Genomic DNA, 24,706 nt, shown 5'->3' with positions numbered 1-24,706 from the left:
CGGCCTAAGCTAAAACGTTCAAGTTGTGTCTTGATGCTTCCATTAGCGGTACGGCCCCGTCAATATCCCCGGTGCCTCAGCGGCGGGCCGGTGATGCCGCTACAGTGGTGTCTCATCGATTTGTAGCAGTTTTTCCCAGAGTATCCACAGTATTCGCGAGTTACGCCGCCGTTTCCCCACGAGTGTTCAGAGCATTTTCCAGTGAAGGACGAAGCCATGGTCCCACCGAAGCGCGCCACGATCGGTGATATTGCCCGACTGGCCGGCGTGTCCGCCGGGGCGGTGTCCTTCGCCCTTAATGGGCGCCCCGGGGTCAGCGAGGCCACCCGGGCGCGGATCCTGGCCATCGCCCAGGAGCTTCAATGGCGGCCCAATATGGCAGCCCGGACCCTGGTCGGTGCCCGCACCGGCGTGATCGGGCTGGCCGTGAACCGTCCGGCCCGTACCCTCGGCGCGGAGGCGTTCTTTGCCGATCTGATCTCCGGTATCCAGTCCGGCCTCACCCGGACCCGGACGGCCATGCATCTGCGCGTGGCAGTGAGTCTGGAGGATGAGCTGGAGATCTATCGGGAATGGCATGGCTCGCAACAGGTGGATGGGGTGATCCTGATCGACCCGCGCGATGACGATCCGCGACTTCCGCTGCTGCGGGACGTCGGGCTGCCCGCCGTGGTGATCGGCAGTCACCCAGCACCACAGGACGGCCCGACCGCTGTGTGGATTGACGACGACCATACAGCGAACACCCTGTTCGACTACCTGGTGGCTCTGGGCCACCGGCATATCGCCTATCTGGCTGGCCCGGCGGCGTTTGAGCACACTGCGCTGCGCGTTGCGGCCTTCAACCGCCTGCAGGCCTCCGGCGTACGCACCGAGACGGTCTACACCGACTATCTGCCGGCATCCGCCGTTATCGGGACCCGTCGCCTGCTCAGCTCCCGGGAGCGGCCCACCGCCATCGTCTTCGACAACGACGTGCTCGCTGTGGCGGGTCTGCGGGTGGTGCAGGAGATGCGGGTGGAGGTGCCCGGGGCGATCTCGTTGGCGTCCTTTGATGATTCGGTCATTGCCGGGCTGGTGCACCCCTCGATCACCTGTATGACCCGGGATACCTTTGAACTGGGCGAGGTGGCGGCCACCACGTTGATGGAGCAGTTGGACAGCCCTGGACCACTGCCCAGCCGCACGGGCCCGCAACCGGTGCTCACCGTGCGGGAGAGTACTTCACCGCCCCGGGGTTAACCTCGTGCATCGTGTCTGTGTGTGCAGGGTTGCAGGGTGACCGGCGGCCGCACCCTGCAACCCTGCACACTCAAACGTCCTGAGCGGGACTCACGCTGGCATCTCCTGCCGCGGGTAGGGCGCATCGCCGAGCTCCTGCTGGAGGTCCCAGAGCTTCTGGGTGAGGGTCTGGCGGATCTGCGCGTAGGCCGGGTCAAGGTGCACGCTGGTGAGCTCGTAGGGGTCCTTCTCCAGATCGAAGAGTTCCCATTCGGGCGGGTATGTCACCTGGGAGGCGTTGGGCAGGCCCAGGCCATCGGCGTAGTAATAGATGAGCTTGTAACGGTCCGTGCGGATTCCGTAATGCGCCCAGACGTGGTGCATATGGTCGTCGTGCTCGTAGAAGCGGTAGTAGTGGGCGTCGCGCACCGACTCGGTGGGCACTGCGGCATCGTCCGCTGCGCCTGCCATCAGCGGCACCAGACTGGCACCCTGCATCTGATCCGGCGCCTCGGCCCCCGCGAACTCCAGGATGGTCTGAGCAATGTCCACATTGGAGACCAGCGCGGGCAGTGCCTGGCCGGGAGCGATCCGCCGCGGGTAGCTGAGCAGCAGCGGCATCTTCAGCGACTCTTCGTACATGAAACGTTTGTCGAACCAGCCGTGCTCACCCAGGTAGAAGCCCTGGTCCGAGGCGTAGATGGTCAGGGTGTCCGCCCAGCGCCCGGAGTCCTTGAGTGCATCCACCACCCGGCCCACATTCTCGTCGACGCAGGCCACGCAGCGCAGGTAGTCCTGCATATAGCGCTGGTACTTCCAGCGGGCGCGGGCGGCATAGTCCAGTTCCGCGGGTGGGTCTTCCTTGAGGTCGATGTCGGTCAGGTAGTCGGCAATCCGCATGGTCGCGTGATGCGCGGGCGTGCCTCGTCCTTCGTAGTCGTCCAGGAAGGTGGGCGGGAACGGGATCTCCTCGGTGAAGAGGTCGGCATGGCGGGGGTGCGGCTGCCAGGGGCGGTGCGGGGCCTTGTGCCAGATCAGCACGCACCAGGGGTGGTGCTCGGTTTCTGCATCCTGCTCCGCCATCCAGGCCAGCGCGTGATCGGTGATCAGATCCGTGACATAGCCCTCGTAGCGGACCCGGCCCTGCGCCGTGATGAACTCCGGATCAAAATATTCGCCCTGATCCGGCAGCACCTCCCAATGGTCAAAGCCCGCCGGGTCAAAGGCGGGGCCGTGGCCCAGATGCCATTTGCCGAAGAGGGCGGTGCGGTAACCGGCCTTCTTCAGCTCCGTGATGAAGGTTGTGCGCTCGCGGGGCAGGTAGGTGGAGAGGGTTTTGACCCCGCTGGTGTGGCTGTAGGTGCCGGTCAGGAAGGCCGCACGGCTGGGCGTGCAGAGGGCGTTTTCCACCAGGCCGTTGTCGAAGCGCACTCCGGCCTGGGCGATGCCGTCGATCTGCGGAGTCTGATTGACCACGGAGCCGTAGCAACTGGTGGCGTTGGCCGCATGATCGTCGGTCAGGAAGAAGACGATATTCGGGCGGTGAGACATGGAGTCATCCTTTCAGCGCATCGTTGCACGGCTACTGTCTTGTACGCTAATGCGTTTTAGCTGGCGCAGACAAGGATGGTTCGCTGTGTTGCGGGCGTGTCTTCAGTGCCGGTCTTCAGGACGGCGCTGGACCTGGTAGCTGGTTTCCTGGCTCGCTCGGCGCGCTCTGGAAGCTCTTCGCGGCGCGGGCTCCGGCCAGAACCGAGGCGCCGATCGTGAGGAGAGCACCCAGAATCAGGGCGCTCGCCTCACCGGGGGCCAGGAGCTTCTCCTGGGTGCCGATGGTGGCAGCTGCCACCGGAACGCCCAACTGCGCGGCGGCCAGCATACCGAGGGGGAGCGGCTGACCGAGGAAGCGGGAGACCAGATGGGCCACGATGGCGGCAGCGCCGAGTGCCAGGCCCAGCAGGATCATGGTGGGGTGGACGCCCAGTTCGCGCAGATTCAGCGAGGCGCCCAGCCAGACGAAGAAGAGTGGACCGAGGAAGCCTTCGGTGAGGGCGAACAGCTGTCGGGCCAGGCGCCGTGGTTCACCGACGGCGGCCACGGCGAGGCCAAAGCTGAAGCCGGCCAGCATGATCGAGACGTGGCTGAGTGTGGCCAGGGCCGCGAGGGCGAACAGGATCACGAGTTGCACGCGCAATTCCAGAGCGAATTTTCGCTGCTCGGAGAGCCGGTGGACCCGGGCGCGGACGCCCATCCGGTCGAAACGTCGCAGCGCCACGAAGAGCGCTGCGGCGCAGACCGCGACGAGGAGTGCGCCCAGCGCCGCCCGGCCCGCGTTGGCAGGGTCAATTGCCAGTGGCAGCGCGACGATGGCGGCCGTGTCCGCAATGGCGACCTGCGCCATCGTGGTCAAGACCTTGGGCCCGCCGAGGTGGAGCGATTCGATGATGGGCAGCACCAGGGCGGCGGAGGAGGAGGCGATCAGGACCGCATAGAGGGGTGCGTGGCTCAGGCCGGCGATGGCGGCGATGGCCAGGCCGAGGGCTGCGGAGATGGCGGCGGTGAGGGCCACGCGGAGGGCGCCCTGGCCCAGTGCGGAGCGGATCCGCTGATCGCCCACCGGGACGTGGGATCCGGCGACGAACATGATCAGGGCGAAGCCGATGTCTGCCAGGAAGGTGAAGGTGGTGTCAGTGGAGTCGACCAGCGAGAAGCCGGTGGTACCGATCACGATGCCGGCCGCGAGTTCGCCCAGGACCACGGGCAGATGCCAGCGTGGGGGCAGGGCGAGGAGCGGGCCGAGGAGTGCGACCAGGACGACGAGGGAGAGTGCGGGGAAGCCCATGGCTGGTGATTCGGGTGGTGGTCAGTCGGTGAGTCAGTCGGTCAGGCTGACGATTTTGACCGGGATGTCTGTGTTTTCGTCCGTGATGTAGCTGGCGCAGACACGGTGGTAGCCGTCTGCGATCTGGGCGGGCCTGCCGGAGGTGAGGTCGCCACGGACCAGAATCACGGGGGAGAGGGGCTTGTTGGCAGCGATCTTATGCAGGTCCGAGGCGACGTGCGGATTGTCCTTAGGCAGGGCGACCAGGCCGGAGGAGCGGAGGATGTCCTTGGCCTTGAAGAGGCTGACCGGCGCGGTTTTCAGACGGTCGACGAGTGCCTTGATGGTGGCGTCGTCCGCGAGGAGCGCCAGGTAGCTGGCGGCCGCCGGGTAGTCATGGTCTTCGGGGTCATGCATCCAGAGAACTTTGCTCATCGGGGCTCCTCGGTTGGTTGCCTGTGGCTTCATCAGCTGGGCCTGACTCAACTCCAGGAGGGGTGATGTGTCAAGGGCGGTTTTCCGGAGGGCGGGCAAAAAAGGTGGTGTTGAGCGGACGATCTCATCAAAAATGGTGGTGGTGGCAGGTAAAGTTACTGGTCAGCAAGTGTGTTCCCCGCGTCCGCGGGGATGAGCCCTCCGACACGAGGTCGGGCAGGCTCTCTACCTTGTGTTCCCCGCGTCCGCGGGGATGAGCCCATCCTTCACATGAAAGGCAACAGCCGCAGTAGGTGTTCCCCGCGTCCGCGGGGATGAGCCTAACCGGCCCTGATGGGTGTAACAATGGCGGAAGTGTTCCCCGCGTCCGCGGGGATGAGCCCGCCGGCCCGTTCATGGACACACTGCAGGCCTCGTGTTCCCCGCGTCCGCGGGGATGAGCCCTACGCCCAACACACCACCGAAATAGCACGACTGTGTTCCCCGCGTCCGCGGGGATGAGCCCGTCGAGTGTCGACAGCCCGTTAGCCTTGTGGCGTGTTCCCCGCGTCCGCGGGGATGAGCCGAACGATCCCGCCGCCATCACCCGTCTCCGCGCGTGTTCCCCGCGTCCGCGGGGATGAGCCCTCCGTCGGAACCGAGAACTGGCCTACCCGGCCGTGTTCCCCGCGTCCGCGGGGATGAGCCCGCCTCCACCAGGTGGAAGACCAGTTGGCCAGTGTGTTCCCCGCGTCCGCGGGGATGAGCCCTGCTGGAAGCCCTGGGACCCGGCGAAGCCAGCGTGTTCCCCGCGTCCGCGGGGATGAGCCCGAAGCCTACCGGGCACGCATCAAACAAGCTGCGTGTTCCCCGCGTCCGCGGGGATGAGCCCAGAAGGCAGCACGGGGACCCGGCGACGCCAGCGTGGTCCCCGCGTCCGCGGGGATGAGCCCGAAGCCTACCGGGCACGCCTCAAACAAGCTGAGTGTTCCCCGCGTCCGCGGGGATGAGCCCCGTCGGCAACTGGGAGCGCGGGGAGACGATCCGTGTTCCCCGCGTCCGCGGGGATGAGCCCGGTGGGCAGCCCGGAGGCTCATCACCCAGACCGTGTTCCCCGCGTCCGCGGGGATGAGCCCCGATGACGCCGGCATAATTCGCTAGTAATGGGGTGTTCCCCGCGTCCGCGGGGATGAGCCCGGTTCGCAGTCCCCGCTCGCCATTTATGCGGGGTGTTCCCCGCGTCCGCGGGGATGAGCCCGTGTCTTGACCTGCGGAAACGTTGATTGTTGAGTGTTCCCCGCGTCCGCGGGGATGAGCCCGAAGCCTACCGGGAACGCAGCAAACAAGCTGTGTGTTCCCCGCGTCCGCGGGGATGAGCCCCACGTCTCCGGATCTGATACCTCCAGGACCGCGGGTTCCCCGCGTCCGCGGGGATGAGCCCGGTTCGCAGTCCCCGCTCGCCATTTATGCGGGGTGTTCCCCGCGGCCGCGGGGATGAGCCCGAAGCCTACCGGGCTCGCATCAAACAAGCTGAGTGTTCCCCGCGTCCGCGGGGATGAGCCGCAGCGGGCCGTCCTGCAAGGCTTTCCACGTCTGTGTTCCCCGCGTCCGCGGGGATGAGCCGTTCCCGTCAGCGACCTGGAGGCAGGGGAGACCGTGTTCCCCGCGTCCGCGGGGATGAGCCCACTGAAGGAGCACTAATGACCACCACCCCCGTGGTGTTCCCCGCGTCCGCGGGGATGAGCCCAACGTCTCCGGATCTGATACCTCCAGGTCCGCGTGTTCCCCGCGTCCGCGGGGATGAGCCCGGCGCATTTGCCGGACCGGGTCCGTGGCCCAGGTGTTCCCCGCGTCCGCGGGGATGAGCCGTTGATCCTGGAGTGGCCGTGGATGGTGAGTGTGTGTTCCCCGCGTCCGCGGGGATGAGCCCAGGGTGACTGGGTGCAAATCCTGGCACCGACCGTGTTCCCCGCGTCCGCGGGGATGAGCCCCGAAAGCCTGACCCGGACAACAAGAAGAGTCGGTGTTCCCCGCGTCCGCGGGGATGAGCCCCGGTGCCGGATTGCGGCCTCTTTTGCCCCGGCGTGTTCCCCGCGTCCGCGGGGATGAGCCCCATCTCGGCGTAAGCGTCACCGAGGAGGATGGGTGTTCCCCGCGTCCGCGGGGATGAGCCCTAGGCCCGCTTAGGAGCGGGTGTACGGGAACGGTGTTCCCCGCGTCCGCGGGGATGAGCCCCGGTCTGCACCGACTTTCACGATGACACCGGGGTGTTCCCCGCGTCCGCGGGGATGAGCCCCGACAACAGCAAGCCTCGCAAAAATGGAGGCAGTGTTCCCCGCGTCCGCGGGGATGAGCCCGCGTATGGCAACGCCCTCGGTGCTTTGAAGGGGTGTTCCCCGCGTCCGCGGGGATGAGCCCAGCATCCGGGCCGTCACCGTCTGCGCATCGGCGTGTTCCCCGCGTCCGCGGGGATGAGCCCACCTGGCCACCGAGCAGCTTCCGGTCGCCACCGTGTTCCCCGCGTCCGCGGGGATGAGCCCGAATAGTTCTTGCCGGAAGTCTGCTGCAGCGGGTGTTCCCCGCGTCCGCGGGGATGAGCCCTGAAACTGGGCCTGCCGGACCAACTCCTGCCCGTGTTCCCCGCGTCCGCGGGGATGAGCCCTCACGGACGTCATTTTCTGGGCACCACTCCCCGTGTTCCCCGCGTCCGCGGGGATGAGCCCAACGTCGCCACCGTCTTCCGCAAAGTCTTCGGGTGTTCCCCGCGTCCGCGGGGATGAGCCCGGGTCTGCGCCTGCTCCGCCGTCAACGTTTTAGTGTTCCCCGCGTCCGCGGGGATGAGCCCCACCGAAGAAATCCATACCTGGTTCGACCAACGTGTTCCCCGCGTCCGCGGGGATGAGCCCAAAGAATCCTCCGACTACCATTCGGCCCGGGACGTGTTCCCCGCGTCCGCGGGGATGAGCCCGATAGCCTGGACGACATCGGAGTGGAGAGGTCGTGTTCCCCGCGTCCGCGGGGATGAGCCCAGGACTGGAACGAAGTGCTCAAGAAGGCCTATGTGTTCCCCGCGTCCGCGGGGATGAGCCCTCAGTCGAACTCGACCAGTGCCATGCTCGACTGTGTTCCCCGCGTCCGCGGGGATGAGCCCTATTTTGTGGCCGACGGGACCGGCACCAACCCGTGTTCCCCGCGTCCGCGGGGATGAGCCCTGGCGGACGGCCGTCGAGCGCCAACCAGTCAGGTGTTCCCCGCGTCCGCGGGGATGAGCCCTCACCCCATGCCCTATCGAACGCCGCGTCAGCGTGTTCCCCGCGTCCGCGGGGATGAGCCCGTCATCGTGCACCATGCCGTCTGCATCAATGCGTGTTCCCCGCGTCCGCGGGGATGAGCCCACCGCTGGTGCAGATGAGAAGCGTCGTCATGCGTGTTCCCCGCGTCCGCGGGGATGAGCCCCATGGCAGCCATTACCGAAGAACTCAAACCCGGTGTTCCCCGCGTCCGCGGGGATGAGCCCTCCAGCAAGAAGTCGACCGCCGATCCGAAGACGTGTTCCCCGCGTCCGCGGGGATGAGCCCTGCTCCTCAAGTGCCGCTTTGTTTGCGGCGAGGTGTTCCCCGCGTCCGCGGGGATGAGCCCTCCTCGACGTGCCATCCGTCATCGTCGACGCCGTGTTCCCCGCGTCCGCGGGGATGAGCCCGTGCAGGTCATGGGCGGGTTTTGGCAGAACCCGTGTTCCCCGCGTCCGCGGGGATGAGCCGGATGGGCGGTCCTACGAGCGGCTGCGAGATGAGTGTTCCCCGCGTCCGCGGGGATGAGCCCGGCGAAATCAGCCTGGCCGGGTCAGTGAAAACGTGTTCCCCGCGTCCGCGGGGATGAGCCGGTAAGTGGTCATCGTCTTCTCCTGGGTCTACGGTGTTCCCCGCGTCCGCGGGGATGAGCCCAATGCCTGCGTGGTTGCCATGGTCATGCTCCTGTGTTCCCCGCGTCCGCGGGGATGAGCCGGAAGAGCAGCAGCTCCTCAACGGCACCGGTACGTGTTCCCCGCGTCCGCGGGGATGAGCCGTCGTCTTCGAGCTGGTCGCGGAAAGCGACCCAGTGTTCCCCGCGTCCGCGGGGATGAGCCCACCCTCGCAGCACTCAAAGGGTCCCGTGCTGGGTGTTCCCCGCGTCCGCGGGGATGAGCCGGAGAGCAGTGAAATCTACGGACGACTATCTGAGTGTTCCCCGCGTCCGCGGGGAGGAGCCCAACACTGCCGTCAACTGCGCGTGTTGCAAACAGTGTTCCGCGCGTCCGCGGGGATGAGCCCCCGAGCGCGTGAAGGTCACGGACCACGCCCCCGTGTTCCCCGCGTCCGCGGGGATGAGCCCACCAGCGCCGGAATCTAAGCGTCGAGGGCTCCGTGTTCCCCGCGTCCGCGGGGATGAGCCGGAGAGCAGTGAAATCTACTGACGACTATCTGAGTGTTCCCCGCGTCCGCGGGGATGAGCCCAACACTGCCGTCAACTGCGCGTGTTGCAAACAGTGTTCCCCGCGTCCGCGGGGATGAGCCCCCGAGCGCGTGAAGGTCACCGAGGACGGCCCCGTGTTCCCCGCGTCCGCGGGGATGAGCCCCACACTGCCGTCAACTGCGCGTGTTGCAAACAGTGTTCCCCGCGTCCGCGGGGATGCGCCCCCGAGCGCGTGAAGGTCACCGAGGACGGCCCCGGGTTCCCCGCGTCCGCGGGGCTGAGCCGAGTAATGGGCAGCCGTAGTATCCAACACCGACGTGTGCCCCGCGTCCGCGGGGATGAGCCCCGTCATGCCACGGAGAACGTGCTCCGCATTCGGTGTGCCCCGCGTCCGCGGGGATGAGCCGAGTAATGGGTAGCCGTAGTCTCCATCACCGCCGTGTTCCCCGCGTCCGCGGGGATGAGCCGAGTAATGGGAAGCCGTAGTATCCATCACCGACGTGTTCCCCGCGTCCGCGGGGATGAGCCCCGTCATGCCACGGATAACTTTCTCCGCTTTCGGTGTTCCCCGCGTCCGCGGGGATGAGCCCCAACTCTGGACCTACACCACCGCAGGGATACCGTGTTCCCCGCGGCCGCGGGGATGAGCCCCGTCATGCCACGGAGAACGTGCTCCGCATTCGGTGTGCCCCGCGTCCGCGGGGATGAGCCGAGTACTGGGAAGCCGTAGTATCCATCACCGACGTGTTGCCCGCGTCCGCGGGGATGAGCCCCGTCAAGCCACGGAGAACTTTCTCCGCTTTCGGTGTTCCCCGCGTCCGCGGGGATGAGCCCTGGGCACCTTGGCCGGGTTGGCCGGCGTCGAGCGTGTTCCCCGCGTCCGCGGGGATGAGCCCCAACTCTGGACCTACACCACCGCATGGATACCGTGTTCCCCGCGTCCGCGGGGATGAGCCTGACTTTCAAATCAATTGATGCATTCCAGATGGGTGTTCCCCGCGTCCGCGGGGATGAGCCCACGGCCGACGACACCGCATGGAAGGCCACCATGTGTTCCCCGCGTCCGCGGGGATGAGCCCTCCATCGCGGGTCAGGAAGGCCGGCATGCGATGTGTTCCCCGCGTCCGCGGGGATGAGCCCGCGTCTTCCGCTGATTTACCTGCCGCTGTGGTGTGTTCCCCGCGTCCGCGGGGATGAGCCCCGGTAGGAGACCGAAAATGTTTGTTATCTCACGTGTTCCCCGCGTCCGCGGGGATGAGCCCGTCGCACGTCTCGGATGGATCGTCAGCGTCTGGTGTTCCCCGCGTCCGCGGGGATGAGCCCTGCGACCTCGGCGCCCTGATTGCCACCAACCCGTGTTCCCCGCGTCCGCGGGGATGAGCCCAGTGGCCAGGTCCCCCGCCTCAATCAGGCGGTGTGTTCCCCGCGTCCGCGGGGATGAGCCCAGTGGTTCACCAACCAGGTGCATCAAAGGGAAGTGTTCCCCGCGTCCGCGGGGATGAGCCCTTGGGCAGGCCGTCGGCGTCAGCATGCGAACCGTGTTCCCCGCGTCCGCGGGGATGAGCCCAGCGAAGGCTCCGTTGACCTGGCAGTTCCCCGGTGTTCCCCGCGTCCGCGGGGATGAGCCGTTCCTTGAATTCTAGGGGATTTTTGGCGTATAGTGTTCCCCGCGTCCGCGGGGATGAGCCCCGGCCAACAGTATCGGAAAGATTAGACACCCCGTGTTCCCCGCGTCCGCGGGGATGAGCCCCGCGAAGGCTCCGTTGACCTGGCAGATCCCCGGTGTTCCCCGCGTCCGCGGGGATGAGCCGTTCCTTGAAGTCTAGGGGATTTTTGGCGTATAGTGTGCCCCGCGTCCGCGGGGATGAGCCCCGGCCAACAGCCTCGGCAAGATTAGACACCCCGTGTTCCCCGCGTCCGCGGGGATGAGCCCCCGGCAACCTGCTTTTCGCCCTCGAATACGCTGTGTTCCCCGCGTCCGCGGGGATGAGCCCACTGGGCACTTTCCTGGCGTGTTGAAATTGCCGTGTTCCCCGCGTCCGCGGGGATGAGCCCAGCCAGTACGTCAGGCCGATGGCGGCATAGACGTGTTCCCCGCGTCCGCGGGGATGAGCCCGAGGATGAAGACCACGAGCGCGATAGCGCGCGGTGTTCCCCGCGTCCGCGGGGATGAGCCCGGGCCTAGGCAGTCCCCGGGGACGCTTGGGCTGTGTTCCCCGCGTCCGCGGGGATGAGCCGCCGGTCCTACCGGTTGACGATACTCTCCCAGGGTGTTCCCCGCGTCCGCGGGGATGAGCCCGGCTGCTCTTGTCCCCGGTGTGACCACAGGTAGTGTTCCCCGCGTCCGCGGGGATGAGCCCGTGGGAAAACGCCTAGCGGCTGCGCAGGCATCGTGTTCCCCGCGTCCGCGGGGATGAGCCCCCTCGGGCGTTGTGCTGATGCGAGCGACCGTGGTGTTCCCCGCGTCCGCGGGGATGAGCCCAGGTTCCTGGAACTCAAGGAACTGGCCGTCGTGTGTTCCCCGCGTCCGCGGGGATGAGCCCTGTCGGAACCACCGGGCTACCCGAGGACGGGTGTGTTCCCCGCGTCCGCGGGGATGAGCCCAAAAATCAGGATTCCGGATGGCTCGCACTTTCGTGTTCCCCGCGTCCGCGGGGATGAGCCCGGACTGAAAGGCCAGCGACGGTTGTACCGACTGTGTTCCCCGCGTCCGCGGGGATGAGCCCCGGTCCCGTTAGAATCCACCATCCAAAAATCAGTGTTCCCCGCGTCCGCGGGGATGAGCCCCGCGAAAAACCGGGACCAGTTGGTCACCGAACGTGTTCCCCGCGTCCGCGGGGATGAGCCCGCGGCGGTCAGTACTCCTCCCACGGTGGAGGCGTGGTCCCCGCGTCCGCGGGGATGAGCCCCGCGAAAAACCGCGACCAGTAGGGCACCGAACGGGGTCCCCGCGTCCGCGGGGATGAGCCCCCCGAAGAACCGCGACCAGGGGGACACCGAACGGGTGCCCCGCGTCCGCGGGGATGAGCCCGCGGCGGTCAGTACTCCTCCCCCGGTGGAGGCGTGTTCCCCGCGTCCGCGGGGATGAGCCCACGAGGCTGGCGCCATAGATGATCCTGTCCCTGTGTTCCCCGCGTCCGCGGGGATGAGCCCATCGAACGTCCCGGCCGGGAACAGCCACTCCTGTGTTCCCCGCGTCCGCGGGGATGAGCCCGGTGCCCGCCCGGTGTCATTGCGGACCCTTTCGTGTTCCCCGCGTCCGCGGGGATGAGCCCCGTCACCGACAAACTCGACGGATCACTCGGCAGTGTTCCCCGCGTCCGCGGGGATGAGCCCTGGAACACGTGAAGCCTCTCGCGGAATCATGGGTGTTCCCCGCGTCCGCGGGGATGAGCCCGGGTAAGGGTCGAAGCCTGGCCCGGTGTTGGTGTGTTCCCCGCGTCCGCGGGGATGAGCCCAGGGCTGTGGCGAGTGCGGTTCCTCTGGTCACGTGTTCCCCGCGTCCGCGGGGATGAGCCCTTCCGGGTAGCAGACACCAAATCCCGGAAAACGTGTTCCCCGCGTCCGCGGGGATGAGCCGGTAGAGGAAATTCCATGCGGCGTCATAGTCGTGTGTTCCCCGCGTCCGCGGGGATGAGCCCCGGCCAACAGCATCGGAAAGATTAGACACCCCGTGTTCCCCGCGTCCGCGGGGATGAGCCCCAGCGGGTGAGTGCCCGGCCTACGGTGGCACGGTGTTCCCTGCGTCCGCGGGGATGAGCCGGGCATCGCCCGGGCCTCGATTGAATGTGACCTGTGTTCCCCGCGGCCGCGGGGATGAGCCCCGGCCCACAGCCGCGGAAAGATTAGACACCCCGTGTTCCCCGCGTCCGCGGGGATGAGCCCCAGCGGGTGAGTGCCCGGCCTACGGTTGCACGGTGTTCCCTGCGTCCGCGGGGATGAGCCGGTCATCGCCCGGGCCTCGATTGAATGTGACCTGTGTTCCCCGCGTCCGCGGGGATGAGCCCCGCCTCACCGAGGTCACGGACATGTCGGGTATGTGTTCCCCGCCTCCGCGGGGATGAGCCCCGCATGATTCCGCGGTTTTTCCCTCTCCAGGTGTGTTCCCCGCGTCCGCGGGGATGAGCCCGAGACGAATTCCCGTCGCGCCGCCCGATCAGTGTGTTCCCCGCGTCCGCGGGGATGAGCCCTTTGATGCATCGTCCTGGACACCAGCAAGGATGTGTTCCCCGCGTCCGCGGGGATGAGCCCTGGTGGGGTCTCGCCAGGCGGGTCAGAGCTCAGTGTTCCCCGCGTCCGCGGGGATGAGCCCAGGGCCCCTATGTAGGTCAGCCAGGCACTGATGTGTTCCCCGCGTCCGCGGGGATGAGCCCACCGGGGGTGCTCCGGCCCCGGTGTGGTTCCAGTGTTCCCCGCGTCCGCGGGGATGAGCCCTCGCCCCATGCCTTACCAGACGCCGCGTCAGCGTGTTCCCCGCGTCCGCGGGGATGAGCCCTTTCGACTACAAGTTTCCTGGCAAATACAGCTGTGTTCCCCGCGTCCGCGGGGATGAGCCCTCATGGTTTGGCGGTCCCGCAGCCGCAACCTGGTGTTCCCCGCGTCCGCGGGGATGAGCCGAAAACTCCGCCATGGGTTTCCATCTGTCGGGTGTGTTCCCCGCGTCCGCGGGGATGAGCCCATCGTCTCCTCGGCGATCAACGCAGTGTCGTCGTGTTCCCCGCGTCCGCGGGGATGAGCCCCATGCGCGCGGCGTACTTATCGGAGGCAGCGCGTGTTCCCCGCGTCCGCGGGGATGAGCCCATCGTCTCCTCGGCGATCAACGCAGTGTCGTCGTGGTCCCCGCGGCCGCGGGGATGAGCCCCGGGGGGGTCTCGCCCCCCGGGCCTGCGCCCCGTGTGCCCCGCGTCCGCGGGGATGCGCCCGGCCGTGATCGCCGCCCCCTCCGCATTCGGGCGTGTTCCCCGCGGCCGCGGGGCTGAGCCCAGCTTCGGCAGCCGCGGCGCGAGAGGCTCCAGGTGTTCCCCGCGTCCGCGGGGATGAGCCCGGCAGTACTGCGCCGCATGGCCACCAAAGCCGGTGTTCCCCGCGTCCGCGGGGATGAGCCCGACGGGCCCGCAACGGCACCAAAGACCGAGGAGTGTTCCCCGCGTCCGCGGGGATGAGCCCCCTCCGCTGGCATAGCGCTGCAGATCCGTCATGTGTTCCCCGCGTCCGCGGGGATGAGCCCGACCGTGAACGCCGACCCCACCGAATTCGGGAGTGTTCCCCGCGTCCGCGGGGATGAGCCCCGATCGTGGAGAAGGTCCGCGAAATCGAACCGGTGTTCCCCGCGTCCGCGGGGATGAGCCCGATGACGCCCTACTGGGCGTCACGATCCACAAGTGTTCCCCGCGTCCGCGGGGATGAGCCCGGCCAGTTCGACTAGCCGGGATGCTTCATCGGGTGTTCCCCGCGTCCGCGGGGATGAGCCCACGGAGGTCATCACCAGCCTGTCAGGGTGGCAGTGTTCCCCGCGTCCGCGGGGATGAGCCCACGCTGCGCGGCCGGAGCAGTTGCCGGCTCCGGTGTTCCCCGCGTCCGCGGGGATGAGCCCGATTCCCCCCTACTGGGCGTCACGATCCACAAGTGTTCCCCGCGTCCGCGGGGATGAGCCCGGCCAGTTCGACTAGCCGGGATGCTTCATCGGGTATTCCCCGCGTCCGCGGGGATGAGCCCACGGAGGTCAGCACCAGCCTGTCAGGGTGGCCTTGTGCCCCGCGTCCGCGGGGATGAGCCCACGCTGCGCGGACGGGGCAGTTGCCGGATCCGGTGTTCCCCGCGTCCGCGGGGATGAGCCCTTCCGCGCGATACTCCGGTGCGCTGGAGTCGGGTGTTCCCCGCGTCCGGGGGGATGAGCCCGCCAGCAGTAGGCGGAGCGGAGATGTGCTCTCGTGGTCCCCGCGTCCGCGGGGATGAGCCCACGCTGCGCGGCCGGAGCAGTTGCCGGATCCGGTGGTCCCCGCGTCCGCGGGGATGAGCCCACGCTGCGCGGCCGGTGCAGTAGCCGGATCCGGTGTTCCCCGCGTCCGCGGGGATGAGCCCATCCGCGCGAACCTCCGGTGCGCTGGAGGCGGGTGGTCCCCGCGTCCGGGGGGATGAGCCCGCCAGCAGTAGGCGGAGCGGAGATGTGCTCTCGTGTTCCCCGCGTCCGCGGGGATGAGCCCAACATCGGAGACGCGCCGCCAGGCCACAAGTAGTGTTCCCCGCGTCCGCGGGGATGAGCCCGCTGGGTGCCAGTGTTCCCCACATCCGGACGGCCTAGGTGAAGGAATTTGCAAGGTACGTCAAGGTGAAGGGAGGGCAGGCTAGGAGAGCCTGAGACATTCCATAGGAGGTGCTGGTTCCACTGATTGGGGGAGGAACCAGCACCTCCTATGGAAGAGGTACACAGGGTTCTGCCGGGTGGCCCGACACTTCTCCAGCGAACTCGAGATCCGCGGGTGCTCTGCATGGGTGATGAACCTAAAAGCTTATGAATCGCATGAGATATCCTTGCGACTCCTCGAATTCACAATGTGCTCCTCGCGTCTGCTGGACGACCCTCATCAATAACCAGCAGGCACGAGATTGAGCGCAAGCGTAAGGAGGAATATTGACGTCGTCGGCTTCAACTTTTGGGAGGGGATGCAGGCAAGGGGGAACGGGAAGTGTCTCCTCGAACCGCCTCAATTGGCGCTCCTATAGCACATCCGGTAGTCTTGTGGGGCGCTCAGTGGCGTGGAACTGTGCAGTCGCTCCGATGACCTTCAAAGGCCATCGGTAGTCAGGGGCTCAGGTTGCACCATCCCACAGTCAGCCGATTCCGAATCAACCCCGGTATTGCTGGACGTTGCTGCGCGCATTCCTTAACAACAACTGGAGGCAAATCATGGCAGCACATTGCCAGGTGACTGGAGCTGAGCCGGGCTTCGGGCATAGCATTTCGCACTCGCACCGTCGCAGCAAGCGTCGGTTCGACCCGAACATTCAAAAGAAGCGCTACTGGGTTCCGTCCCTGCGCCGTAACGTCACGCTCACGGTTTCCGCGCGTGGCATCAAAGTCATCGACGTGCGCGGTATTGACGCCGTCGTTGCAGACATCCTGGCTCGAGGTGTGAAGCTCTAATGGCAAAAGACAAGGACGTACGTCCGATCATTAAGCTCAAGTCCACTGCGGGCACCGGGTACACCTACGTGACCCGTAAAAACCGTCGTAACGACCCAGACCGTTTGGTTCTGAAGAAGTACGATCCCAAGATTCGCCAGCACGTCGAATTCCGAGAGGAGCGCTAAGAGATGGCTAAGAAGTCCAAGATTGCTCGCAACGAGCAGCGCAAGGTCATTGTTGAGCGCTACGCCGAGAAGCGTCTCGCTCTGAAGAAGGCTCTGGTTGACCCCAACTCGACCGATGAGGCTCGCGAAGAGGCTCGTCTGGGCCTGCAGAAGCTGCCCCGCAACGCTTCCCCGATCCGTCTGCGTAACCGCGACGCGATCGACGGGCGCCCCCGAGGCACCTTCCAGAAGTTCGGCATCTCGCGTGTTCGTTTCCGCGATATGGCACACCGTGGCGAGCTGCCCGGCGTCACCAAGTCGAGCTGGTAAATATTTCCCCAAACTTTGGGTTGAGTTTGGGTTGAGAAGGGCGGAGTCTTTGGACTCCGCCCTTCTCGTTGTGTGTGTATGCCTACTTGAAAATTGGATGCCGGTAGGCTTGAGTCGCTAGGCGGATCAGCCTGGATGAGCCATTGATCGTTGTAGTGCACGGGAAGTGGCCGAAATTTTCCCCGCGATAGCGGGGTTTTCTGAGTCAGACCGTAACTTGATAGTTGAGGTGCATGGCACATCCACGGATTTTCGGATAGTCTGAGACTGTGGCCGAGCCTGTGAGGTTCATACTTACCTATCCGGGCTCGGCCACGCCAAGACGTGCACCTCCAATGAAGGAGTTCTCCATGAGTCTGCCGGGTACCACTGACAACTTTTCCCATGAGCTCAGTGATGCAGCACGCTCGGTGTGGGCCAAGAGCTTCAGGGATCCTGAATCGGGAGAGGTGTCCTGGCTACCTCTCTACCAGCACCTTGATGATGCCGCAGGGGTGGCATCAATGCTCTGGAGCGATTGGGTCCCGCTGAATGTCAGGCGTTTGATCGTCGAGGCGCTCGGAGGCGATGAAGAGCTGGCCCAGCGGATATACACGTGGCTCGTCTCGATTCACGATGTCGGCAAAGCCAGCCCAGCCTTCGCGGTCCAATCGGAGGAGCTTGGCGGGGATATGCAGCAGGCGGGGTTCGTGATGAACCCCGCGCTCCGGGGCACCGAAGAGCGTAAGCAAGCCCGACATGAGTCCGTGGGCTATTTCGCCGTTCGCAACTGGCTGGTGCAATCGAATGGGTGCCCACCTCAACGGGCCGCCAGCGTTGCCTCAATCATCGCCGCTCACCACGGCAGGCCGCCATCTTCTCTCTTGCTCCAGCAGATTGAAGATCGTTCATGGCTGATTGGCGATGGCCTGTGGCTCAATACGCGCAACGAGTTTCTGGAGCGAGCGCGCTCTCTCCATCTCCAGGACGGCGACTTGGATCAGCTGTCGAGAGTGGACCTACCGGAGACCGCTCTCGTCCTGCTCAGTGCCCTCGTCATCGTTGCGGACTGGATTGCCAGCAATGAGCAACTCTTCAGTTATGCGGAACGCGGCGAAGCTGCGGACGCGGATACAGTGCAGCGCCTGGCTGAGGCCTGGGAGCGCCTTGACGCACTCAGCCCCTGGCAGTTGCCCGACCCGCCGATGGAAACGGACGAATTGTTCGCTGCTCGGTTCTCACTTCCTGACGGCGCGAAGCCTCGAAAACTTCAATCGGCGCTGATTGAGGCTGCTAAGGCGGCTGAAGAGCCAGAACTTTTCATTCTTGAAGCGCAGATGGGAACAGGGAAGACCGAGGCAGCGCTCGCTGCAGCGGAAATTCTCGCCGCAAAATTTGGTCTTGGCGGTATTTATCTGGGCCTGCCCACCCAGGCAACCACCAACGGCATGTTCTCCAGAGTTCTTGAATGGGCTCGCGCTCTTGAGCAGGGCCAGCCCAGCAGCGTTTTCCTCGGCCACGGAAAATCCAGCCTCAATAAGCAGTATCAAGGCATGCTTCAGGATGCCTTCGTACGCTCCATCACGGAGGAGGCAGCCGGGAACTCACCTCGGAGCAAGGACGGGGTCGACGACGAGCTGATTGCACACCGGTGGCTCACTGGGAAGCTGGGCCCCTCAGCAAACATCATGGTGGGTACCGTTGATCAAGGGCTGGTCATGGCGCTGCGCAGCAAGTACGTGATGCTTCGGCACCTTGCGCTCGCTGGGAAAGTGGTGGTCATCGACGAATGTCATGCCTATGACTCCTTCATGAATGTCTATCTGAGCCGCGTGCTGCATTGGTTAGGTGCCTACCAGGTTCCGGTAATTCTGCTTTCTGCTACTCTGCCGACGCACAAGCGCCAGGAGATGCTTATTGCTTACAACGATGGTCGTCAGCGGTCGCGAGGCATCCGGCGCTCGGTGGACCGAGGCAAGATTCAGGCAGCCGCTGGCCCTGATCTCGGCTATCCCTCGGTAGTGCGCACCGATCAGCAAGAGCAGGTGCGGGCTATTCTTCCGGAGCGTGAGGATGGCGCCGTGGAGTTGGAGATAGCTCTGGAAAGGCTGGTGCCAGGTACTGAGTCGATCAGCGACGTTCTCCTCGACCTCTTGGAGGAAGGCGGGTGCGCTGCCGTCATCCTCAACACTGTTCGCGCGGTGCAGGAGACGTCTGACCATCTCAGGGAGGTTCTACTCGCTCGCTGGCCGGACTGTGAGATTGTGACCGCCCACTCGAGGTTCCTGGCCACTGATAGGGCTTCGAAGGACACGTTGCTTCTGGACATGTTTGGCTCACCCAGGAGGTCGACCGGACGGCCACATCGGGCAGTGGTGATTGCCTCCCAGGTGATTGAGCAATCGTTGGATATCGACTTTGACGTCATGATCGCTGAGCTCGCACCGATCGATTTACTCTTCCAGCGAGCTGGCCGCCTGCACCGGCATCGACGCGGTGTTGGCGAAGCAGAACGGCCGGCGAAGCTCAGACAACCGCGGCTCTATCTGAGCGGCGTCGACTGGAACGCGTTACCGCCGGAACCTCAGAAGAGTTTCAGCAAGGTGTACCAGCCCTATGTGTCTTACCGGACTCTGGCGGTTCTCGAGGACCGGGCGTCGCTTTCGTTACCCTCTGACATCCCCGAGCTGGTTCAGCAGGTCTACGGCGATGGAGCCCTGGGTGGACCTGGCTGGGATGAAGCTCTTACCGCCTCGAAACAGAACTATCAAGCGCACATTGACGGCCAGCGTGCTCAGGCCAAGACCTTTTGCCTCAAGGAAGTCAGGCACAGTGCGGCCACCCTAATCGGCTGGATGGGGGCCGATGTCGGGTCGGTCCCCGATAATAAGGCAGGTGCGGCGGTACGAGATATTGAGGAGAGCCTTGAGGTCATTGCGTTGTTCCGGGATGAATCTGAGCAGGTGATGACTCCTCCCTGGTGGGAGGAAAACGGAGGTGTCCCGTTACCGCTGGATGCTCCGCCCAAGCCCTGGCTGGGTAGAGCGATCCTGGGATCGACACTTTCGTTGCCTGGATGGATGTGTCGCGGAGGGCGGGTCGATTCTCTTATATCTCATCTTGAGAGAGCCTTTGATTTTCCTCAATGGGCTGGATCCAGAGAGCTCAAAGGTGAGTTGGCCGTAATTTTTGATCAGACAGGTCGGGCCACCCTTGATTCTTATACCCTGTCCTACAACGCCGAGCGAGGATTAGAGGTTGGGGCAAATGACTAGAGTCACAGGGGACACCTTCAACCTCATTGATCTGCCGTGGATCCAGGTCCGTTTGGTGAACGGAGATTTGGTGCAGCTGTCGCTGACGGACGTATTTGAACGGGCGCGGGACATCAAACGGATTTCTGGGGACCTGCCGACTCAGGACTTTTCGATTCTTCGGCTACTGCTGGCAGTCACGTATCGAAGCCTCAAGGATGAATATTTTTCGACCGACGATTGGGGGCGCTACTGGGAGGAAGGTGTTCCTCTGGACAAGGTGAAGGCCCATCTGGAGCAGTACCGGGAACGTTTCGATCTGCTCCATCCGGAGACTCCCTTTTTCCAGGTCGCTGATCTGCGGACAGCTAAGGATGAGACCAAAGAGGTAGCAACGCTGCTTTTTGATGTTCCCTCCAACAACAGGCTGTTCTCCATGCGGGCTGGCGTGGGGCTGGAGAGCCTGAGCTATGCGGAGGCCGCCCGCTGGCTGGTCCACCTGCAGGCCTACGACGTCTCCGGCATCAAATCTGGCGCGGTGGGCGATCGCCGAGTCAAAGGTGGCAAAGGGTATCCGCTTGGAGTGGCGTGGGCCGGTCTGCTGGGAGGCGTCGCTCTGGAGGGAAATAACCTTCACGAAACTCTATTGCTTAATCTCGTCGAACCGAATGAGATCAACTATGACGACGATGACGATGCAGCGCCCTGGGAGCTTTCTCCGCACACAGCTGAGGAAGATTTGGCAGGGCAGCCGCCGCGGGGTACCGCAGGCCTTTATCAACGCCTGCCCAGGGGGCCGGTGGATCTGTTTACCTGGCAGAGTCGCCGGATAAGGCTGGTGGTCACAGGCGGAACGATCACCAGTTGCGTGGTCAGCAATGGCGACAAGCTCACGCCACAGAATCTCTTTGATGTTGAGCCTATGACGGCATGGCGATTCAGCGAGCCTCAGACAAAAAAGCACGGCATCGGCACTATTTACATGCCGAAGGAACATGACCCGTCGCGAAGCTTCTGGAGAGGACTATCTGCGCTGCTTCCAGGTCTGGCCGTAGGGCAAGGTGGCTCCGGCCCCGCTCCCGGGCTGGTGCCCGGGGTCATTTCATGGGTTTCACGGCTCAAAGAAGGCTATCTTCCCTCTTCCCAGCTGATATCGGTACATGCGGTAGGTGTCCTCTATGGAGCTCAGTCGTCGGTCGTCTCGGACATTGTTGATGACCGGCTCGATGTCTCCATCGCGCTGCTCCGCGAAACTAATCCTGCGCTCGCCGCGTGTGCGGTGTCTGCAGTCGAGGCAGCCGAAGGGGCAGTGCTTGCTCTGAAGAACCTTGCCGGCGATCTTGCGCAGGCAGCGGGCGGTGAAGGTGTTGGCGACCGCAAGAGAGCGGATGAAAGCGCCTTCTATGAGCTGGACCGATTGTTCAGAGATTGGGTTGTCGGTCTGAATGAAGACACCGACCCCTCTGAACGCCTCGAAGAGTGGCGAGGGCTGGTGCGTAGGCTGATGTGGAATTCTGCAGAGGAGTTGCTTAACCAGGCCAGCCCCGCCGCATGGAGAGGGCGGGTGCGGGACGGGGCCACCACCCTCAATGTTCCATTGGCCGAGCTTCGTTTCAGACGTGGACTGGACGCAGCGCTTGGGCGTTCGATCGAACCTATCAAGAAGGGAGGCGCAGCATGAGCGTCTCGATCGCGAAAGAGCAGACCACCGCTGAAAGCCCGATTGACCGTCTGAGACGGCTGGTGACAGCACGGGTGGTCCAACTACAAAGAGCCTATCGGGCCAATGAAGCGGGGGCGGTCTCCGAATTGGCCAGGATGCGACGAGGCATCGGGCGCGGGATTGGTTGGAACGCGGACCTTGTCGGACTGACTGTTGCGCCGTTTTACGACGAAATTCCAGACGGAAAGTTCATCCCCACGGAGCCGACGGATGAAGAACGGGCTGCTTATGCAGCGTTGACACTTTTTGCGGCCCACCAACAGTCTCAACGATCCGGATCCGCACATCGGGCTGGTTATTCATTCGGACGATCCGCCCGAATGCTCCGTGCTGCGAAGAAGTCCGATCAGGGTGTGGTCCGTCGATTTGAAGCGCTAGCCACCGCATCAACCTTTGAGGGCCTGGAGTACAACGCCCGGGGCCTGATCCAGCAATTTCGACAGGAACAGATTCCCCTCGACTATGGGCAGTTTGCGGTGGATCTCTATCTGCTCCAGCGTCCTGAAACGGCGAAGCTCGTACGTCGCCGTTGGGGAATTGATTTCTACCGGTTAGGTACTGGTTCCGCGTCCGAACCCGCAGAACAACCAGAACCGCACTCGCACCACGATAACCCTGACCTGAACCCTGGAAATGAGGATCACTGAGATGACTCGCACCATCATTGACATTAATGTTCTGCAGACGGTTCCGCCGAGCAACCTGAATCGTGATGACAACGGAAGCCCTAAGACCGCTGTCTACGGCGGCACTCGGCGCGCGCGAGTGTCCAGTCAGGCGTGGAAGCGTGCCACCCGACTCGGGTTCAAGACCCGCTTGAACCCTTCGGAATTGGGGGTGCGGACCAAGCGAGTCGTGGAACTGCTCGCGGAACGGATTCATGAGAAGAATTCGGGCATCGAAAAAGAAGCTGCGCTGGACCTCGCTAAAAAGACCCTTGAATCAGCCGGAGTAAAGCTCTCTCCTCCTCGGGTAGCCAAGGGGCAGACCGCGGGTCCTGACGAGTCCGGGTTCCTTCTGTTCCTCAGCTCGTTGCAGGTCGATCACCTGGCGGGGGCAGCGCTGGAGGCCGCAGCGAGTGATGACTTTGCGGCAACCCTCAAGTCGCTTGAGCTCAAGAAGAAACTCGACCTCAATCACTCGGTCGACATCGCGCTCTTTGGCCGAATGGTGGCAGATGCAACCGACCTCAACGTTGATGCTGCCTCGCAGGTCGCTCATGCCTTGAGTGTTCATGAAGTCGACAACGAGTTCGACTACTACACCGCGGTGGACGACCACAAGGCGGCTGACGATGCTGCGGATGCTGGTGCAGGGATGATCGGAACGGTCGAGTTCAACTCTTCGACGCTGTATCGATACGCCACCGTGGACGCGAATCGCCTCATGGACAATCTGGGTGATGTCGAGGCAACAAAGCGTGCCGTCGAGGCGTTTGTCGACTCTTTCGTGACCTCCATGCCCACAGGGAAACAGAACACGTTCGGTAACCGGACCTTGCCTGATGCGGTCATTGTCACGGTGCGGTCAACACAACCAGTGAATCTGGTGGGTGCCTTCGAGGAGCCCGTGAGCGCACCCCACCTGAAGAATGCAGCAGCGAAGCTTGCCAAGTACGTCGGCGATCTGTCGGAGGCCTATGGCTCACTGGTCGCACCCGATCGGGTGTGGGTGGCACGAGTGTCTGATTCCCTGCAGTCCCTGGATGCCTTGGGCCCCCGCGTGCCGCTCAGTGAACTTGTCACCCAGCTGGGATCGGTGGTCGAAGAACAGCTCAAGGCTCAGCCATGACGGTACTCACCTTTGTTCTCAAAGGGCCGTTGCAGTCCTGGGGGACCTCAAGTCGTTTTGCCCGACGGGGCACTGACCAGATGCCCAGCAAGAGCGGTGTGCTCGGGCTATTGGCCGCAGCCAGGGGTATTCGACGCACCGACCCCATCACCGAACTGCTAGAACTCACATTTGGCGTACGGACGGATCAGCCAGGACGCTTGGTGCGTGATTTTCAAACGGAAAGGACTCTGGATGGCAAGGTCTCTATGCCACTGTCTGAAAGGTATTACCTGGGCGACGCCGTGTTTTTGGCGGGGATAGAGAGTGACAACACGGAGCTTCTTCGCGGCCTTGAGTATGCCCTGAAGAACCCGGAATTTCCTTTGTATCTGGGGCGGCGATCCTGCCCTCCTGCAATGCCTTTTAGGCCCGAGATTCGTGAGGGCTCGCTCGCAGAGGTGCTAGAGGCGGAGCCTTGGCAGGCGGCAGGCTGGTACCAGCGGAACCTCCGGGCACCTTCTGTCACCCTGGAAATCACTGTAGATGTGGAACCTGGAACTCCCAGGAGCGTCGAGGTCAGAGATGTTCCGCTCAGCTTCGATCCGCAAAACCGACAGTATCTCTGGAGGAGCGTGAAGACCTATAGGGTCTCGAGGGCAAACCAGGCTTATGCGCCTGACACGAGTGACGACAGCGCAGCGCGAGACGGGCTTCTCCAGCACGACCCGATGGCTGCTTTATCCGGAGGAATCTGAATGTTCCTGACGAGATTCCAGATTAATCCCCGACGGCGTGGCTCCTACAAACTACTGTCCTCGCCGCAGGCAATGCATGCTGCTGTGTTGAGCGGTTTTGCAGAGCCGCAGGCTGAGGGTGTGGGCAGGGTCCTGTGGCGGGTTGATTCTCAAGCACATCAAGCCTTTCTCTACATTGTCAGTGGCGCGCGACCGGACCTGAGCCACCTGGTGGAACAAGCAGGTTGGCCGACCACAGAGACCTGGTTGACGCACTCCTACGACTCATTTCTCGATGGCCTGGCTGAAGGTCAACGGTGGGGTTTCAGGCTGACTGCGAATCCCACCAAAAGCCTGGCGGTTCCAGGAGGCGGGCGCGGCAAGGTGATTCCATTGTCAGCGTCCAGCGAGCAGCTTGAGTGGCTTTTGGCGCGAGCGGAGCGCTCGGGCTTTTCCATCCCGCTGGCCGACGGGCTGGACCCGGAGGAACCGCCCACCCCGGGTGACTACCGGTTTGAGATCCGAGAAGACAGTGTGCGGAAGTTTCTTCGCCAGGGCCAACAGGTCACGCTCGCCGTGTCCACGTTTGACGGGGTTCTGGACGTGGTGGACGCAGCCAGGTTGCGACGCAGTCTGATGGACGGAATTGGGCGAGCCAAAGGGTACGGATGCGGCCTGATGACGCTTGCCCCACTGTCCAGGGGCCCTGAGTGAG

At 64.3% G+C, this 24,706-nt stretch carries 13 protein-coding genes and 1 CRISPR repeat array; of the genes, 10 read left to right on the top strand and 3 right to left on the bottom strand.

The window, feature by feature from the left end; all coding sequences use genetic code 11:
* Positions 1 to 216: 216 nt before the first annotated feature.
* Complete coding sequence (locus QQM37_RS09520; protein ID WP_285726889.1) at positions 217 to 1,242, top strand: LacI family DNA-binding transcriptional regulator; 1,026 nt, start codon at positions 217 to 219, stop codon at positions 1,240 to 1,242.
* A 90-nt stretch (positions 1,243 to 1,332) separates the two neighbouring features.
* Here QQM37_RS09520 and QQM37_RS09515 read toward each other — a convergent pair whose 3' ends face one another.
* The 3 genes from QQM37_RS09515 to QQM37_RS09505 all read right to left on the bottom strand — a co-directional run bounded on the left by QQM37_RS09515 (position 1,333) and on the right by QQM37_RS09505 (position 4,477).
* Complete coding sequence (locus QQM37_RS09515; protein ID WP_285726887.1) at positions 1,333 to 2,772, bottom strand: sulfatase family protein; 1,440 nt, start codon at positions 2,770 to 2,772, stop codon at positions 1,333 to 1,335.
* Between the two features lie 115 nt (positions 2,773 to 2,887).
* A complete protein-coding gene (locus QQM37_RS09510; RefSeq protein ID WP_285726885.1) occupies positions 2,888 to 4,063 on the bottom strand; it encodes a cation:proton antiporter in 1,176 nt (391 codons plus the stop codon).
* A gap of 33 nt (positions 4,064 to 4,096) precedes the next feature.
* The gene (locus QQM37_RS09505; protein WP_285726883.1) at positions 4,097 to 4,477 is read right to left on the bottom strand and encodes a hypothetical protein; all 381 of its coding nucleotides are present in this window, start codon (positions 4,475 to 4,477) and stop codon (positions 4,097 to 4,099) included.
* 171 nt (positions 4,478 to 4,648) lie between these two features.
* A CRISPR array of direct repeats spans positions 4,649 to 15,172; the repeat unit is 29 nt; unit sequence GTGTTCCCCGCGTCCGCGGGGATGAGCCC.
* 643 nt (positions 15,173 to 15,815) lie between these two features.
* Between QQM37_RS09505 and rpmB the strand changes: the two genes are divergently transcribed.
* The 9 genes from rpmB (at position 15,816) to cas6e (ending at position 24,705) form a co-directional block, all read left to right on the top strand.
* Positions 15,816 to 16,052, top strand: coding sequence for a 50S ribosomal protein L28 (gene rpmB, locus QQM37_RS09500; protein WP_285726881.1), 237 nt, complete (start codon positions 15,816 to 15,818; stop codon positions 16,050 to 16,052).
* Positions 16,052 to 16,219: a 50S ribosomal protein L33 gene (gene rpmG, locus QQM37_RS09495; RefSeq protein ID WP_003798558.1), complete on the top strand. Its 168-nt coding sequence runs from the start codon at positions 16,052 to 16,054 to the stop codon at positions 16,217 to 16,219. The genes rpmB and rpmG overlap by 1 nt, the downstream gene beginning before the upstream one ends.
* Before the next feature lie 3 nt (positions 16,220 to 16,222).
* On the top strand, positions 16,223 to 16,528 hold the full coding sequence (rpsN, locus tag QQM37_RS09490) for a 30S ribosomal protein S14 (RefSeq protein WP_285726879.1): 306 nt from the start codon (positions 16,223 to 16,225) through the stop codon (positions 16,526 to 16,528).
* Positions 16,529 to 16,878: 350 nt separating this feature from the next.
* Positions 16,879 to 19,782 carry a CRISPR-associated helicase Cas3' gene (gene cas3 / locus QQM37_RS09485; RefSeq protein WP_285726878.1) on the top strand — a complete coding sequence of 968 codons (2,904 nt, stop codon included), beginning with the start codon at positions 16,879 to 16,881 and terminating at the stop codon, positions 19,780 to 19,782.
* Positions 19,775 to 21,442 (top strand): type I-E CRISPR-associated protein Cse1/CasA, encoded by a 1,668-nt coding sequence (gene casA, locus QQM37_RS09480; protein WP_285726876.1) that lies wholly within the window; start codon positions 19,775 to 19,777, stop codon positions 21,440 to 21,442. Before cas3 ends, casA begins: the two co-directional genes overlap by 8 nt.
* A complete protein-coding gene (casB, locus tag QQM37_RS09475; protein ID WP_285726874.1) occupies positions 21,439 to 22,131 on the top strand; it encodes a type I-E CRISPR-associated protein Cse2/CasB in 693 nt (230 codons plus the stop codon). The genes casA and casB overlap by 4 nt, the downstream gene beginning before the upstream one ends.
* Before the next feature lies 1 nt (position 22,132).
* Positions 22,133 to 23,275, top strand: coding sequence for a type I-E CRISPR-associated protein Cas7/Cse4/CasC (gene cas7e / locus QQM37_RS09470; protein ID WP_285726872.1), 1,143 nt, complete (start codon positions 22,133 to 22,135; stop codon positions 23,273 to 23,275).
* Positions 23,272 to 24,012 carry a type I-E CRISPR-associated protein Cas5/CasD gene (gene cas5e / locus QQM37_RS09465; RefSeq protein WP_285726870.1) on the top strand — a complete coding sequence of 247 codons (741 nt, stop codon included), beginning with the start codon at positions 23,272 to 23,274 and terminating at the stop codon, positions 24,010 to 24,012. The genes cas7e and cas5e overlap by 4 nt, the downstream gene beginning before the upstream one ends.
* Positions 24,013 to 24,705 (top strand): type I-E CRISPR-associated protein Cas6/Cse3/CasE, encoded by a 693-nt coding sequence (gene cas6e, locus QQM37_RS09460; protein ID WP_285726868.1) that lies wholly within the window; start codon positions 24,013 to 24,015, stop codon positions 24,703 to 24,705.
* Position 24,706 lies beyond the last annotated feature (1 nt).

The organism is Psychromicrobium xiongbiense (assembly GCF_030271165.1).
Taxonomy (GTDB): Bacteria; Actinomycetota; Actinomycetes; order Actinomycetales; family Micrococcaceae; genus Renibacterium; species Renibacterium xiongbiense.
The sequence above is the reverse complement of the archived record's forward strand: the minus strand, read 5'-3'. Positions and strand labels throughout refer to the sequence as shown.

What these genes read in the sequence shown, in the direction of transcription:
- QQM37_RS09520 (WP_285726889.1), top strand. Translation starts at nt 217, where the DNA reads ATGGTCCCACCGAAGCGCGCCACGATCGGTGATATTGCCCGACTGGCC.
- QQM37_RS09515 (WP_285726887.1), bottom strand. Translation starts at nt 2,772, where the DNA reads ATGTCTCACCGCCCGAATATCGTCTTCTTCCTGACCGACGATCATGCG.
- QQM37_RS09510 (WP_285726885.1), bottom strand. Translation starts at nt 4,063, where the DNA reads ATGGGCTTCCCCGCACTCTCCCTCGTCGTCCTGGTCGCACTCCTCGGC.
- QQM37_RS09505 (WP_285726883.1), bottom strand. Translation starts at nt 4,477, where the DNA reads ATGAGCAAAGTTCTCTGGATGCATGACCCCGAAGACCATGACTACCCG.
- rpmB (WP_285726881.1), top strand. Translation starts at nt 15,816, where the DNA reads ATGGCAGCACATTGCCAGGTGACTGGAGCTGAGCCGGGCTTCGGGCAT.
- rpmG (WP_003798558.1), top strand. Translation starts at nt 16,052, where the DNA reads ATGGCAAAAGACAAGGACGTACGTCCGATCATTAAGCTCAAGTCCACT.
- rpsN (WP_285726879.1), top strand. Translation starts at nt 16,223, where the DNA reads ATGGCTAAGAAGTCCAAGATTGCTCGCAACGAGCAGCGCAAGGTCATT.
- cas3 (WP_285726878.1), top strand. Translation starts at nt 16,879, where the DNA reads ATGAGTCTGCCGGGTACCACTGACAACTTTTCCCATGAGCTCAGTGAT.
- casA (WP_285726876.1), top strand. Translation starts at nt 19,775, where the DNA reads ATGACTAGAGTCACAGGGGACACCTTCAACCTCATTGATCTGCCGTGG.
- casB (WP_285726874.1), top strand. Translation starts at nt 21,439, where the DNA reads ATGAGCGTCTCGATCGCGAAAGAGCAGACCACCGCTGAAAGCCCGATT.
- cas7e (WP_285726872.1), top strand. Translation starts at nt 22,133, where the DNA reads ATGACTCGCACCATCATTGACATTAATGTTCTGCAGACGGTTCCGCCG.
- cas5e (WP_285726870.1), top strand. Translation starts at nt 23,272, where the DNA reads ATGACGGTACTCACCTTTGTTCTCAAAGGGCCGTTGCAGTCCTGGGGG.
- cas6e (WP_285726868.1), top strand. Translation starts at nt 24,013, where the DNA reads ATGTTCCTGACGAGATTCCAGATTAATCCCCGACGGCGTGGCTCCTAC.